Origin of the sequence: Streptosporangium sp. H16, from assembly GCF_051918855.1 — a bacterium.
GTDB lineage: Bacteria > Actinomycetota > Actinomycetes > Streptosporangiales > Streptosporangiaceae > Streptosporangium.
In genome coordinates, this window is sequence record NZ_JBPXMD010000062.1 from 14,073 (window position 1) to 27,421 (window position 13,349).

At 68.6% G+C, this 13,349-nt stretch carries 8 protein-coding genes; 4 read left to right on the top strand and 4 right to left on the bottom strand.

Going from position 1 to position 13,349, the window contains the following annotated elements; all coding sequences use genetic code 11:
• Positions 1–190: 190 nt before the first annotated feature.
• The 3 genes from ACTOQ2_RS42275 to ACTOQ2_RS42285 form a co-directional block, all read right to left on the bottom strand.
• Complete coding sequence (locus ACTOQ2_RS42275) at positions 191–1,255, bottom strand: LacI family DNA-binding transcriptional regulator (protein WP_440107422.1); 1,065 nt, start codon at positions 1,253–1,255, stop codon at positions 191–193.
• 312 nt (positions 1,256–1,567) lie between these two features.
• Complete coding sequence (locus tag ACTOQ2_RS42280; RefSeq protein WP_440107424.1) at positions 1,568–2,878, bottom strand: FAD-binding oxidoreductase; 1,311 nt, start codon at positions 2,876–2,878, stop codon at positions 1,568–1,570.
• Positions 2,879–2,939: 61 nt separating this feature from the next.
• Positions 2,940–3,317 (bottom strand): DUF4267 domain-containing protein, encoded by a 378-nt coding sequence (locus ACTOQ2_RS42285; RefSeq protein ID WP_440107426.1) that lies wholly within the window; start codon positions 3,315–3,317, stop codon positions 2,940–2,942.
• A gap of 66 nt (positions 3,318–3,383) precedes the next feature.
• On the opposite strand from ACTOQ2_RS42285, the gene ACTOQ2_RS42290 reads away from it, so the two are divergent.
• Together ACTOQ2_RS42290 and ACTOQ2_RS42295 are read left to right on the top strand one after the other, a co-directional pair.
• The gene (locus tag ACTOQ2_RS42290; RefSeq protein WP_440107428.1) at positions 3,384–4,346 is read left to right on the top strand and encodes a DUF5937 family protein; all 963 of its coding nucleotides are present in this window, start codon (positions 3,384–3,386) and stop codon (positions 4,344–4,346) included.
• Positions 4,347–4,779: 433 nt separating this feature from the next.
• A complete protein-coding gene (locus ACTOQ2_RS42295) occupies positions 4,780–6,849 on the top strand; it encodes a cellulase family glycosylhydrolase (RefSeq protein ID WP_440107430.1) in 2,070 nt (689 codons plus the stop codon).
• A 299-nt stretch (positions 6,850–7,148) separates the two neighbouring features.
• Here the strand turns inward: ACTOQ2_RS42295 and ACTOQ2_RS42300 are convergent, their stop codons facing one another.
• Positions 7,149–8,528: an extracellular catalytic domain type 1 short-chain-length polyhydroxyalkanoate depolymerase gene (locus ACTOQ2_RS42300; protein WP_440107432.1), complete on the bottom strand. Its 1,380-nt coding sequence runs from the start codon at positions 8,526–8,528 to the stop codon at positions 7,149–7,151.
• Positions 8,529–9,488: 960 nt separating this feature from the next.
• On the opposite strand from ACTOQ2_RS42300, the gene ACTOQ2_RS42305 reads away from it, so the two are divergent.
• Positions 9,489–11,264 (top strand): ricin-type beta-trefoil lectin domain protein, encoded by a 1,776-nt coding sequence (locus ACTOQ2_RS42305; RefSeq protein WP_440107434.1) that lies wholly within the window; start codon positions 9,489–9,491, stop codon positions 11,262–11,264.
• A 132-nt stretch (positions 11,265–11,396) separates the two neighbouring features.
• Complete coding sequence (locus tag ACTOQ2_RS42310; protein ID WP_440107436.1) at positions 11,397–12,848, top strand: arabinofuranosidase catalytic domain-containing protein; 1,452 nt, start codon at positions 11,397–11,399, stop codon at positions 12,846–12,848.
• Positions 12,849–13,349 lie beyond the last annotated feature (501 nt).

Sequence of the window (13,349 nt, forward strand, 5' to 3'; positions counted from 1 at the left end):
TCCTCCAAGAGAATCGATTCGATACCCCTGAACCCGGCTGGAAGTCGCATGATCAAATCCCTGCCCAGGCGGTGCCGGTCACCGGAGCGGAGGCCGGCGGCTCCATGCGGCGGTACGGCGCGGTGGAGCCATGGCGGGGACAGTGCGGGCGCCGGCGCCGGGCCCTGTCACTCCGCGTACGACGACGCGGTCACGTCCCGGTCGGCCGGTCGTCGACCGGTCTCGCCGTGCTCTCCCGGATCGTGAGGGTGGTGGCGAGTTCGAGACCGACCTGCGTCGGCTCCTCGCCGCGTCCCAGGGCCAGGGCCAGCTCGGTGGCGGCGGCGGCCATCTCGGTGAGCGGCTGGTGGACGGTGGTGAGCGGGGGGTCGACGAGGGCGGTGACGGGCAGGTCGTCGAAGCCGACCACGCTCAGGTCGGCGGGGACGCGCAGGCCGAGTTCGCGGGCGGCCTGGTACACCCCGAGCGCCTGCAGGTCGTTGCACGCGAAGATCGCCGTCGGCCGGTCGGCGGCGCCGAGCAGGCCGAGCGCGGCCACGCGTCCGTCCTTCAGGGTGAGGCCGGCGCGGACGATCAGGGCCGGGTCGACCGGCAGGTCCGCGGCCTCCAGCGCGGAGCGGTAGCCGTCGAGCCTGGCACGGCAGCACAGGACCTTGTCCGGGCCGGCGATCATCGCGACGCGGCGGTGTCCCAGCTCGATCAGGTGACGGGTGGCCGAACGGCCGCCGGCCCAGTTGGTGGCGCCCACGAACGGGACGCCGTCCGGCAGCTCGCCGGTGGGGTCGAAGACCACGAACGGGATGTTCTTGGCGCTCAGCTGGTCGCGCTGCTCCTGTGACAACTGCGCGACCGTCACCACGCAGGCCGGCCGGCGCGCGAGCGTGTCGTCGATCGAATGGTTCAGCGGATCGTGGTGCGGGCCGAACTCGGTCAGCGTCACGCCCACGCGCTGCTCGCGGGCCACCCGCTCCACACCGCGGATGATCTCCATTCCCCACATGTCCTCGAGCTGGCCGAAGACGAGTTCCAGTACGTTCTTGCGATTGCTCTTGCGGTAGCCGTACTCCGTGACCAGCGCCTCGACGCGGGCGCGGGTGTCGGCGGCGACGCCGGAGCGGCCGTTGATGACCTTGGAAACGGTCGGTATCGACACTCCGGCGGTCTCGGCGATGTAGGAGATCGTCACGGGACGGGACGGGTCGCCCTTCTGTCGTGTCGCGTCGGCGGCCGGCCCGCCCGGCTCGTCAGGTGACACCTGGGCCCCTTTTCATCGATGATCTCCCGGTCGACCACGCCCGAGGGCCGTTCACGGCGCCACAATAGCCTGTCAGCCGGAAACGACATGTCCTCTGTCGGCACGGAGAAATTCGACGAGGAACGTCGACGGCGGCGCCACCGGCTCCTGGCCGGCGGGCGTCCCGGCGGCCAGGGGCGCGCGCTTCGCCGCTGAGGCCCGCGCGCTGGATGCGGCGGAGATGCGTGATTTCGCGGCGACATCTGTCACGCGGGTTCGGTGCCGCCCCGCCGCCCCGGCGGGCGGAGGGACCGTGACCTGCTGGGAACCGATCTATCCGAGCACCGGGTAGTTCGCGCGGAACACGTTGTGCGGGTCACGGGCCCGCTTGATCTCCCGCAGCCGCGCGAGCGCGCTGCCGGAGAAGGACTTCGCCGCCGTGTCACCGGGGGACAGCACGGTGTACGGCTTGCGGCCGCTGATGTAGGCCTTCAGGTCGGCCACGACCTCGGCCTGCCTGGCGCGCGTCGCATCGGCCACGTGCGGCAGGCCGAGACCCAGCAGGCCGAGCAGGTACGGCTCAGCCACCGCGCCGCTCGCACCGGCCCCGCCGCCCGGCTCGGCGAGCGCCCCGCCCAGGTGCCTGATCTGCACGTTGATGAGCGGTTCCACCGGCTTGGCCAGCAGGAGCTCCACCGCGTCCGCGTCCAGGCCGGTGAGCAGTTCCGCACGAGCGATGGACGGGACCGGATCGGTGGGCTCGGCGGTGATGTCACCCAGGTCGGCGACCGGGACGACGCCGCGGCTGTCGGAGATCGCGCCCTCGATCTTGTCGAGGCGCGCCAGCAGGTCCTCCCCCCGAGCCGCCTCACCCAGGTAGGCCAGATCCAGCGTCACCATCGGCGACGCGCCGGGTGGCCGGAGCCGGTTGATCCAGACACTGAGTTCACGCGGCGCCTCAGCGGTGATCTCCAGGAACGCGTCGTACACCTCCCCGGTCCGGTGCTCCGGCCAGATCACGCGCCCGCCGTACAGGACCGGCACGGGATACAGCTCGAGTTCGAGGGCGGTCACCACCGCGAAGTCCCCGCCACCGCCGCGCAGCGCCCAGAACAGCTCGGGATCGGACTCGGCGGTCACCCGGCCCGGCTCGCCGTCGGCGTCCACGATGTCGACAGCCCGCACGCTGTCGGAGGCGAAGCCGTACGTGCGGCTGAACCAGCCGACCCCGCCGCCCAGGGTGTAGCCGGTCACGCTGACCCCCGGCGCGCTGCCGGCCAGGCCGGTCAGACCCAGCGGACCGGCCGCCGCCAGCACCTGCCCCCACCTCACGCCCGCGCCCACCCGGGCCACGCGCTCCTGCGCGCGTACCTCCACCTCGTTCAGCAGGCCGGTACGCAGCAGGATCAGGCCTTCCACGTCACCGGAGGCGCCATGCCCGCTCGGCTGCGCGGTCACCGTCATACCCGCCCGCCGCGCGTAACGCACGAGCGCCGCCACGTCATCGGCATCCGCGGCCTCCGCCACGGCCGCCACCGGCTGCCTGACGGTCAGATTCCACGCGGTGGCCGCCTGCTCGAAGCCGTCGTCATCGGGCAGGAGCACGCGCCCCTTGAGGACACCGCGCAGATCGTTGATCGTCATCGTCGTCTCCCTTTTTCCAGTTCTCAGAAAGTCGAAGCGCTCTGGCCGCCGGACCCCGTGGTCACGCGATGAGCAGGAGCGCGCCGATCGCCAGAATCACCACGGCGGTGGCGCCGTGGATGCCGTAGGCGGTCGCCTTGGGCCCGTTGCTGCGCAGCACGATCACCGCGTCACCGACGGGTATGGCGGCGGCGGCCAGCATGAACCAGCCCAGCAGGTGGGTCGTTCCGCCGGCCAGCAGGATGAGGATGAAGAGCCCCGAGGCTATGTCGCGCACGGCCTTGACGGACAGCCAGGCCTGGAAGCCGCGGTCCTCGGTCGGCGTGTCGGGGATGCCGAAACCGGCCGCGGCCTGCGGCGCCCGGAAGGCGTGGACGCCCATGAAGATGACGCTCGCGCCGACCAGTCCGGCGAGCACAGTGGCGATGGTTTCAGTCATGACCCGAGTCTCGGGGCTTCGCCACTTCGCTCGCGCTCACTTCGGCGGTGGCCTAACAATAGGGGAGTGATCCGCTACCGATTGGGCGCCGGTGCCGCGAGCGTACGGTGGGCGATGTCGCCGATCCACGAAGTGGTCAGTCTTGCCCAGCTCCTGAACGAACCGCAGCGTCACCCGATGTTCCATCCGTGGCTTCGCCGCCGCCACCACCGTCTCTCGGACCTGGACCTGAGGGCGCTCACGGTCTTCATGGCCGAGGGCGCGTATCGACCCGACTTTCTCGACCCGTCGCCGATGTCCAGCGAGCCGACGTTCGAGGAAGGCATGGACGCCCTCCTCGCCGCGCCGGCGGACCAGGCGTACGCCGAGCTGGTCGACGCCATGAGGGGGCGCGGGGCAGAAGTGGGCCGCCGGCTGCTCGATGACCCCGACCGAGCCAGGTCCGAGGCCGCCGATGCGCTGCGCCGCCTCTGGAGGGCGGTCGTAGAGCCGGAATGGCCGTCCATGCGGCAGGCGCTGCGTGCCGAGATGCTGGATCGGGCCATCCAGGTCAACCGCGAGGGGCTGCGCGCGATCCTTCCGCGCCTGCACCCCTCCACCGCGTGCGAAGGCGACACCATCACCGTCGAGAAGACCGTCGACATCGAAGTCGACTGCCCCGATGGACTCATTCTCGTTCCGTCACTGTTCATCACCGACCGGATGCAGTGCACCACCTCGGACCACTGGACTCCGGCGATCTATTACCCGGCATCCGGGCGATACCTCTGGGCGGCACCTCCCACTCCGAGATCCCTCGACCGTCTTCTGGGAACGACTCGATCGAGGATCCTGGCCGCGCTCACCACTCCGCTGCAGACGACCGTGGTGGCCAGGCTGGTGAGCGTCACCGTCCCGACGGCCAGCGAACACCTGGCGATCCTGCGAGACGCCGGGTTGATCGACAGCAGCCGGGCCGGTCGTACGGCCACGCACGAGCTCACCGAGGCTGGACGTGCTCTCCTGGACGCGGCCTCGCCGCGACCATGACCGGTCGGGGAGCCGCTGGTCCTCCCTATCGGACCGGTGCGTGATCGATTTTCCGCGGGCCGCACTCCCTCGGTCGTGGTCACACCGAGCCCCTTTCCCTGAAAGATTCAGGATGAGAAGCTGGAAAGTTTCTCTGCTTTTTCTCGCTCCCTTCGCTGACCTGCCCGAAAAGGCTGGGCGGCCTGTTCGATCCCGGGAACCTCAGGCTGAGCCATCCTGCGTGGTTGGCGGTGATTCTCTTCATCACTACATTATGTTTCGCGTCAGTCGATAGAAAGTTTCTGTCGACCTGGCCCGTTGTTCGGGATCGGGCCTGAGCGCCGCGTCGGCACCTGCCACGCACATTCCCTCATCACCACGTTCGTCCAACGTCGTTTTCCAAGGGCAGCCGATCGGCGCGGTCGAAAGGGCGACGCGCCCAAGGGAGTGAGAAATGCACAACTTACGTAAGGTCCGCCAACGGATCGGCGCGATCGCGGGCATCGTCATCGCGTTGCTGACGGTGGGAACGATGACGGCCGTGAACGCGCAGGCGGTGGCCGGCTGCGGTGTCGTCTACACCGTCTCCACGCAGTGGCCGGGCGGGTTCACCGCCAACCTCAACGTCACCAACCTCGGTGACCCGATCAACGGCTGGAGGCTGGCCTGGACCTTCCCCTCGGGCCAGCGGGTCACCCAGGCGTGGAACAGCACGGTCACCTCCTCCGGCGCGCAGGTCACCGCGGCGAACACGAGCTGGAACGCGGCCATCGCCACGAACGCGACCGTCTCCCTGGGCTTCAACGGATCGTGGACGGGCGTCAACACCGCGCCCACGTCCTTCACGCTCAACGGTGTCACGTGCACGGGAAAGGTGGTCGACCCCTCGCCTTCGCCCAGCCCGACGCCGACACCAACTCCGACGCCAACTCCGACGACCGCGATGGACACCGTGGCCGCCATGCAGCCGGGCTGGAATCTCGGCAACACCCTCGACGCCATCCCCGACGAGACGGCATGGGGTAACCCGCTCACCACGCAGGCGCTGCTCCAGCAGGTACGGTCCCAGGGGTACAAGAGCATCCGAATCCCGATCACCTGGAGCAACCACCACGGTCCGGCCCCCGACTACACCATCGACGCCGCGTGGCTGAACCGCGTCCGCCAGGTCGTCGACTGGTCCCTGGCCGAGGACCTCTACGTGCTGATCAACCTTCACCACGACTCCTGGCAGTGGATCAATACCTACCCGTCGGACTCGGCGACGGTGAAGAACCGCTACACCGCGCTGTGGCGCCAGCTCGCCGGCGCCTTCCGCGACCACTCGCCGAAACTGCTGTTCGAGAGCATCAACGAGCCGCAGTTCGCCGGCACCTCCGGCGACGAGCAGGGCGACCAGCTGCTGAACACGCTCAACACCGAGTTCGTCCATGTCGTCCGCCAGTCGGGCGGCGCCAATGCCACTCGCGTCCTGGTCCTGCCCACGCTGCACACCAGCAGCGAACAGGGGCGCGTGGACGCGCTGGCCGCCACCTTCACCGCGTTGCGCGACCCCAACCTCGCCGCGACGGTCCATTTCTACGGCTGGTGGCCGTTCAGCGTGAACATCGCGGGCGGCACCAGATACGACAGCAATGTCGAACAGGACCTCATCGCCGGATTCGACCGGGTGCGCACCGCCTTCGTCTCCCGCGGCATCCCGGTGATCATCGGGGAGTGGGCACTGCTCAGCTGGGACCACACCCGCCCTGGCATCATCGAGCGCGGGGAGTTCCTGAAGTTCATCGAGGCCGTGGGTTATCACGCCCGCGTCCGCAACCTCACCACCATGGTCTGGGACGCCGGTCAGTTCCTGAACAGGAACGAGCTGCAATGGCGTGACCAGGGCGTGTTCGACATGATGAAGGCGAGCTGGACCACGCGTTCCGGCACCGCCTCCACCGATCAGGTGTACGTTCCCGCCAGCGGCACGATCGCCGGCCAGACGCTCACGCTCAACCTCAACGGCACCACGTTCCAGGGCCTGCGCCAGGGCAGCACCCCATTGAGCCAGGGCAGCGACTACACCGTGTCGGGCACCACACTCACCCTCACCTCAGCCGCCCTCACCCGCCTGGCCGGCAACCGGGCCCACGGGGTCAACGCCACCATCGAGGCACGGTTCTCCCAGGGCGTGCCCTGGGAGATAAGCGTCATCTCCTCCAGCACGCCGACACAGGCCGCCGCGAGCGGAACGACGACGTCGTTCGCCATCCCCACCCAGTTCCGCGGTGACCAGCTCGCCACGATGGAGGCCAAGTACGCCGACGGCAGCCCGGCCGGACCGGCCAACTGGACCACCTACAAGGAGTTCTGGCAGAACTTCCAGCCCGACTACGGCGCCGGCACCATCATCATGAAGTCCGAGTTCTTCGCCGAGGTCAACGATGGCCGCATCACGCTCATCTTCCACTTCTGGAGCGGAAAGCAGATCACCTACTACCTCACCAAGTCCGGCACGACGGTGACCGGCGCCACCACCTGACCACCACCGTGAAGGGTGCCGCGCTTCTTGGCGCGGCACCCTTCACGGCAGGCGGAGGCCAACCGGTCTCCGGGCGGCTGGTTCGAACCGCGCGAGGATGCCGTCGATCTCACGCGGATCGGCGTGGGTCCACGGCGCCCCGCGGAACTCGATCGCCATCCTGATCGTGGTAGCGGCCGAGCCTCAAGACGCCGGCCTGATGATCGACGAGAACGACACACCGGACCACTGGGTCGCGTACCACCGGAAGCAGACCGAGGAGTCCCGCGCTGTCGCGGCTTCGATCGGGGCGGACGGTGTCAGGCTCGGGTCCATTTCTGGTTGGTGCCGCCGTGGCAGGTCCAGATGTGCACCTTGGTGCCGTTGGCGGTGCCGTAGCCGGAGACATCCAGGCACTTGCCGCTGCCGACCGCGGTGACGGTGCCGTCGGCGTTCAGGCGCCACTTCTGGTTGTTCTGGCCGTTGCAGTCCCAGATGAGCACCGCGGTGCCGTCGGCGGTCCCGGCCCCGTTGACGTCCAGGCACTTGCCGCCGTACACCCGCAGCTCACCGGCGCCGGTCGAGGTCCACCGCTGGTTGGGCTGCCCGTTGCAGTCCCAGATCTGTGCCTGTGCGCCGTTGGCCTGCGAGGCGCCGCTCACGTCCAGGCAGCGTCCCGATCCGACGCCCTTCAGCGCGCTGCTCGTGCCGCTGGAGGGCGAAGGAGAAGGCGACGGTGACGGTGACGGTGACGGCGAGGGCGAAGGCGAAGGAGTGCCGCCGCTGTCGAGGCCGAGGAAGGTGATGGCATAGGCGAGCTGTCCGCTCATCGGCAGCTGGTGGCCGACCCCGCTGATGCTGATCCCCTCCACCGTGGCCTGCGCAGAGGTGACGCCGTATCTGGTCCGGGTCCAGTTCGACTGCGGATGGTCGGTGAACGCCGGGGTCTGGCTCAGCCCGTGCAGGTTCGTCCACTGCTTGATCTCTTCGCCGAAGTTGTTGTAGTGGAGCGTCGTGTCCGTGCTGCCGTGCCACAGTTGCATCCGAGGCTGACGGCCGGTGTATCCGGGATACATCGAGCGGGCGAGGTCACCCCACTGCTGCGCGGTCTTGATCACTTGCCCGCCCGAGCACTGGCCGTTCCACAGCGACCCGTTCGTGGTCGCGAAACACCCCGCGGGAACTCCGGAGAACGCCGAACCGGCGGCGAACACGTCCGGATACTGAGCGGCCAGCACGTTGGTCATCATCGCCCCGGAGGAGAACCCGCTGACCACGATCCGCCCCGGATCCACGTTGTAGCGCTGTCGCGCCCAGGTGACCATCGCCATGACACCGGTGGAGTCGCCGCCGCCGTCACGCCGCAGCGCGGCGGGGGTGGACACGTCAAAGCATTTCTCGCTGCGGGTGGCCTCCGGCACCACGATGACGTACCCGTGCCTGTCGGCCGCGGTCACGTAGTCGCGCCCGTTGCCGTTGAAGATCGCGCCGGCCGACCCGCCGCAGTAGTGGATCAGTACAAGCAGCGCGGGCTGTGCCGCGACCCTGTCCGGTACGTAGACGTACATGTTGAGGTTCGTCGGGTTGGTTCCGAAATTCGTCACCTGGGTCAGGGCCGCGGCGGACGCCGACGGTAGCCCGACGAGGGCTCCGGCGGAGGCCAGGCACAGGACGACGGCCGCCAGCACCGCTCTGATCATGCGTTTCACTCATCTGCCTTTCGTCTCCGGTCAGCCCGCCGCTCGCGTCCAATCGCGTCGGCGAACAGCCGAACCAGGTCGAGCTTGGGCCCCCTGTCGACACCGCGACAGTTCGCTGGAGGGCACGCCGGCTCCCGTCGGTGTGCGGGCGTGTCGATTCGATCACGTGAGGACCTCAGGGTAGGAGTCGCTCTTCCGCTGTCAAGGCGGCATATTCCGCGTCCGCCATGGCTCGTGCCGCTGGCGATGATCATGCACGGTCGCCGGCGGCGACGGGCTCGGCGTTTCGACAGGAAGACAGGGAGGACTTTTCCCGGCGCGGGTCGCGCGGGCAGGCGCCGCGGGCAGGTACAGCTCTCATGCGGGGAATGAAAGTTTCATACTCATTGTGCGGTCAGGGCCACAGGTCTTATCTGACCAAAACCTTCCGAACCGGAAGGGGCGAGCCGACCATGATGCGATTGTGACCTTTGATGACGACAGACGTCCAGGGAGGACGGCAAAAGATCAACGCATGTGGCGAAGGGCTTGCATGTGCCCCGAATAAGCCTGCTTCACAGGCCTCTTAGGTAGGCCTATCTCGTCATCGGAACCATTCGTCTCTCTTGCCGGAGCCCTCCCGTCGCTCACGCCAGACGCCGTCCGGGTCGCTCGCACGCCTGCCGCGGCGCTCGAAACCATGCGTTTACCTCCATAACACATGTTATTGACATCACTGACAGCGAGATCTAGGCTGCGGTCGAATCGAATCGATTCGACTCAATGCAGGACATCCTGGTTTTCGCGCCACCCCCCACGAAGCCCCACGAAGCCATTCCACTCACCTGTGCGCACAGCACCCATGAGTGAGGAGAGTCCAAGATGAACGTTGGCGACATCGTCCGCCGAGCCCGGCTGTGGCGTCCCACACCATCGCTGTCGGCCCCTCGTCCCCGCCCCCGCGCGTCCGAGGAGTCAGGGGTGGACATCGCACCCGGCAGGTGGCGCGGAAGCCGCCGCGCGATCGCCGCCTTTCTCGCCGTCGGCGCACTCGTCGCGGGCCCCGTCGTGACGTCCGCCACGCCGGCCCAGGCCGCGGACCAGTCCATCGCCGTCGACTTCTCCGCCGGCGGCGGCACCCCGACCTACCGGGCCTCCGGTTGGATCTACGGCATGACCGAGAACGCGTCGGGCCCGCCCGACCAGTTCTTCAACGACGTGAAGTTCCGGTACATGCGGGCCGGTGGAGCACAGCTCGACAGCCCGGGTGGCTGGGTGTCGGGCAAGTACGACCGCCGGTGGAACGCCACCCGCGCCCAGCTGCTGCGCACCCGGTCACTGGGCGGGGAGTTCATCCTGCTCGTCCACGACCTGTGGGGCGCCGACGGCTACCCGATCTCGCGCTTTCCCGGTGACAACGGCAACTGGACGGACTACGACAACTTCCTCACCCGCCTGATCAACGACGTGCGGGCGACGGGCGCCTCGGTGCAGTGGGACCTGTGGAACGAGCCCAACATCACGCTGTTCTGGAACCGGCCCCAATCCCAGTACTTCGAGCTGTGGCGACGCACCTACCAGCGCATCCGGGCCGCGTTCCCGACGCAGCTCATCGTCGGGCCGAGCTGCGCGTGCGTGCCGTCCACCGGCCACGCCTTCTGGAACCAGTACCTCGACTACGTCAAGGCCAACAACGTGGTGCCCGACATCATCAGCTGGCACTCCCTGCCGGGCGACCCGGTGGCCAACGTGGCGGCGGCCGACACCACGTTGAACTCCCGTGGCATCCCGCACCCGCGGCCCTACCAGATCAACGAGTACGGGGCGTCCAACGAGCAGAATCCCGCCGACGGATCCTGGTACATCGCACGCCTGGAGCGGGCCGGCGCCGACGGCCTGCGCGCCAACTGGGCGGGCGGCGGAAACCTGCACAACGACCTCGGCAACCTGCTCGTCCGCAACTCGGCGGGCCAGTACCAGCCGAAGGGCGAATGGTGGGCCTACCGCTTCTACGGCTCGCAGACCGGCCAGATCGCGTCCGTCACCCCCAGTGCCTCGTACGACGCGTTCGCCACCAAGGCGGCCGGGACGGCCAAGATCCTGGTCGGCGGCGGCACCACGACCGGCAACATCGCCGTCAACCTGCGGCGCCTGGACGCCACGAGCGGCATCGTGGAGAACAACCAGGTGAGGGTCGTCGCCGAGCGCATCCCCTACAACGGCGGCGGAGCCGTCACGGCTCCGGTCACCGTCCAGAACTCCGTGGTGACCCTGTCCGACAACGGCACGACGGTCAACCTGCCGCACACCGCCATCGACGACTCCTACACCATCACGCTGCTGCCGCCCTCCTCCGACCCCGGCAACGGGTCGACGTCGGTGTTGCGCAACCTCAACGCCGGCCGGTGCCTGGACGTGCCGAACGCCAGCACCGCCAACGGCACCCAGCTGCATCTGTGGGACTGCGGCAGCGGCACCAACCAGCGCTGGACCCAGACCTCGGGCAAGCAGTTGCAGGTGTACGGCAACAAGTGCCTGGACGCCTACGGGCAGGGCACCGCCAACGGCACCCAGGTGATCATCTGGGACTGCAACGGTCAGGCCAACCAGCAGTGGAACGTCAATGCCGACGGCACCATCACCGGCGTGCAGTCCGGCAAGTGCATGGAGGCGAGCAACTTCGGGACCGGCAACGGGACCAAGGTGCAGCTGTGGTCCTGCACCGGCACGAGCAGCCAGAAATGGGCCAGAAGCTGACCCGGTGACCTGCGGGGATCGCCGGGATCTGTAAGGAATCCGTTTCTTCGCCGGGCCGCGCCCTCGGAAAGTCGCAAGACGACCCCGTACATCCGAAGGACGCGGTCCGGCAAGAGGCAAGAAGGAGGCAGCATGCCCCTCGCAAGATTGAGAAGGACGCTCGCGGCCGGTGCGAGCGCGTTGATAGCCGCCGCCTGCCTGACCGGCGGCGGTACCGCCGAGGCCGCCACCACCGGCCCGTGTGACATCTACGCCGCGGGCGGGACGCCGTGTGTGGCCGCGCACAGCACCACCCGTGCGCTGTACGGCACCTACAACGGCCCGCTGTACCAGGTGCGGCGCGCCTCGGACAACACCACCCGTGACATCGGCGTGCTGAGCGCGGGCGGTGTGGTCAACGCCGCCACCCAGGACTCGTTCTGCGCCGGCACGAGCTGCCTCATCACCGTCATCTACGACCAGTCCGGCCGCAACAACCGCCTCACCCAGGCGCCGCCCGGCTTCTGGCCCGGCCCCGGCCCGGGCGGATGGGACAACCTCGCCGACGCCAAAGCGGCCCCGATCACCGTCGGCGGCCAGAAGGCCTACGGCGTCCGCATCGAACCCGGCACCGGCTACCGCAACAACAACACCAACGGGGTGGCGACCGGCGACCAGCCCGAAGGGATCTACGCCGTCGTCGACGGCACGCACTACAACCAGTGGTGCTGCTTCGACTACGGCAACGCCCAGACCGACGGCCAGGCCGATGCCCCGGCCATCATGGAGACCGTCTACTTCGGCGCCAACAAACAGTGGGGCTACGGGGCCGGGGCCGGTCCCTGGATCATGGCCGACCTGGAGTGGGGCCTGTTCTCCGGGGTGAACGCCGGCTACAACAACCTCGCGCCGATCAACCACCGTTTCGTCACCGCCATCGTCAAGGGTGAGCCGAACCACTGGGCGATCCGGGGCGGCAACGCGCAGTCGGGTGGCCTGACGACCTACTTCGACGGGCGGCGCCCCAACGGCTACCACCCGATGAAGAAGGAGGGCGCCATCCTGCTCGGCATCGGCGGCGACAACAGCGTCTCGGGCCGCGGCACCTTCTTCGAGGGCGTGCTGACCTCCGGTTACCCGTCGGAGGCCACCGAGAACGCCGTGCAGGCCAACATCACCGCCGCGGGCTACGCGCCGGTCGGCGGCAACCCGCAGCAGGGCGTCCAGATCGTGGGTGCCCAGTCCGGCCGGTGCCTGGACGTGCCGAACGCCAGCACCGCCAACGGCACCCAGCTGCATCTGTGGGACTGCGGCAGCGGCACCAACCAGCGCTGGACCCAGACCTCGGGCAAGCAGTTGCAGGTGTACGGCAACAAGTGCCTGGACGCCTACGGGCAGGGCACCGCCAACGGCACCCAGGTGATCATCTGGGACTGCAACGGTCAGGCCAACCAGCAGTGGAACGTCAATGCCGACGGCACCATCACCGGCGTGCAGTCCGGCAAGTGCATGGAGGCGAGCAACTTCGGGACCGGCAACGGGACCAAGGTACAGCTGTGGTCCTGCACCGGCACGAGCAGCCAGAAATGGACCCTGCGCAGCTGACCCCGGCGGCACGCGGAACGTCTGGACTCGGTGCGGACCTGGCCGCGCCTGCCCTCGCGGCGACGGCGGCGGCCGTGAGAGGCCCGGCGGCGAGATCCTTCTCGCCGCCGGGTCCGCTGTTCGCGGATCGATTCGATGAGCCGGAGAGCGTGCATCTCCACCGACGGGCTTTGACGGTGTGGGCTGACCGCACCCGTGCGGGCGGCACGGGCGAACGGCTCTCGGGTGCGGCGTCACGTTCGAGGCGAGGACCGCCTCGTCGGCCGCGACACCGCCGCACATGACCGGCGGGCCGTTCAGCCGCCATGTCGATTCCTGTCCGGTAGAAGGCTCGTGCCTCCCCTCGGGGTGTCGGCCGTGCCTGAACAGCCCTCAGCCGATGGCCGCGCCCAGGAGGGACAATCTGCTCCGGGACGCGTCCCACGGCCCGGAATTGTCGGTGCCGGGCGAGAGGATGGGATCATGACCGAAGCGCCCCCGAGCACCCTTCTCGCTGATCAG

Bases quoted from the DNA above. Each gene is read 5' to 3' on its own strand.
- ACTOQ2_RS42280 (WP_440107424.1), bottom strand. From the start codon at position 2,878: ATGACGATCAACGATCTGCGCGGTGTCCTCAAGGGGCGCGTGCTCCTG.
- ACTOQ2_RS42285 (WP_440107426.1), bottom strand. From the start codon at position 3,317: ATGACTGAAACCATCGCCACTGTGCTCGCCGGACTGGTCGGCGCGAGC.
- ACTOQ2_RS42295 (WP_440107430.1), top strand. From the start codon at position 4,780: ATGCACAACTTACGTAAGGTCCGCCAACGGATCGGCGCGATCGCGGGC.
- ACTOQ2_RS42300 (WP_440107432.1), bottom strand. From the start codon at position 8,528: ATGATCAGAGCGGTGCTGGCGGCCGTCGTCCTGTGCCTGGCCTCCGCC.
- ACTOQ2_RS42310 (WP_440107436.1), top strand. From the start codon at position 11,397: ATGCCCCTCGCAAGATTGAGAAGGACGCTCGCGGCCGGTGCGAGCGCG.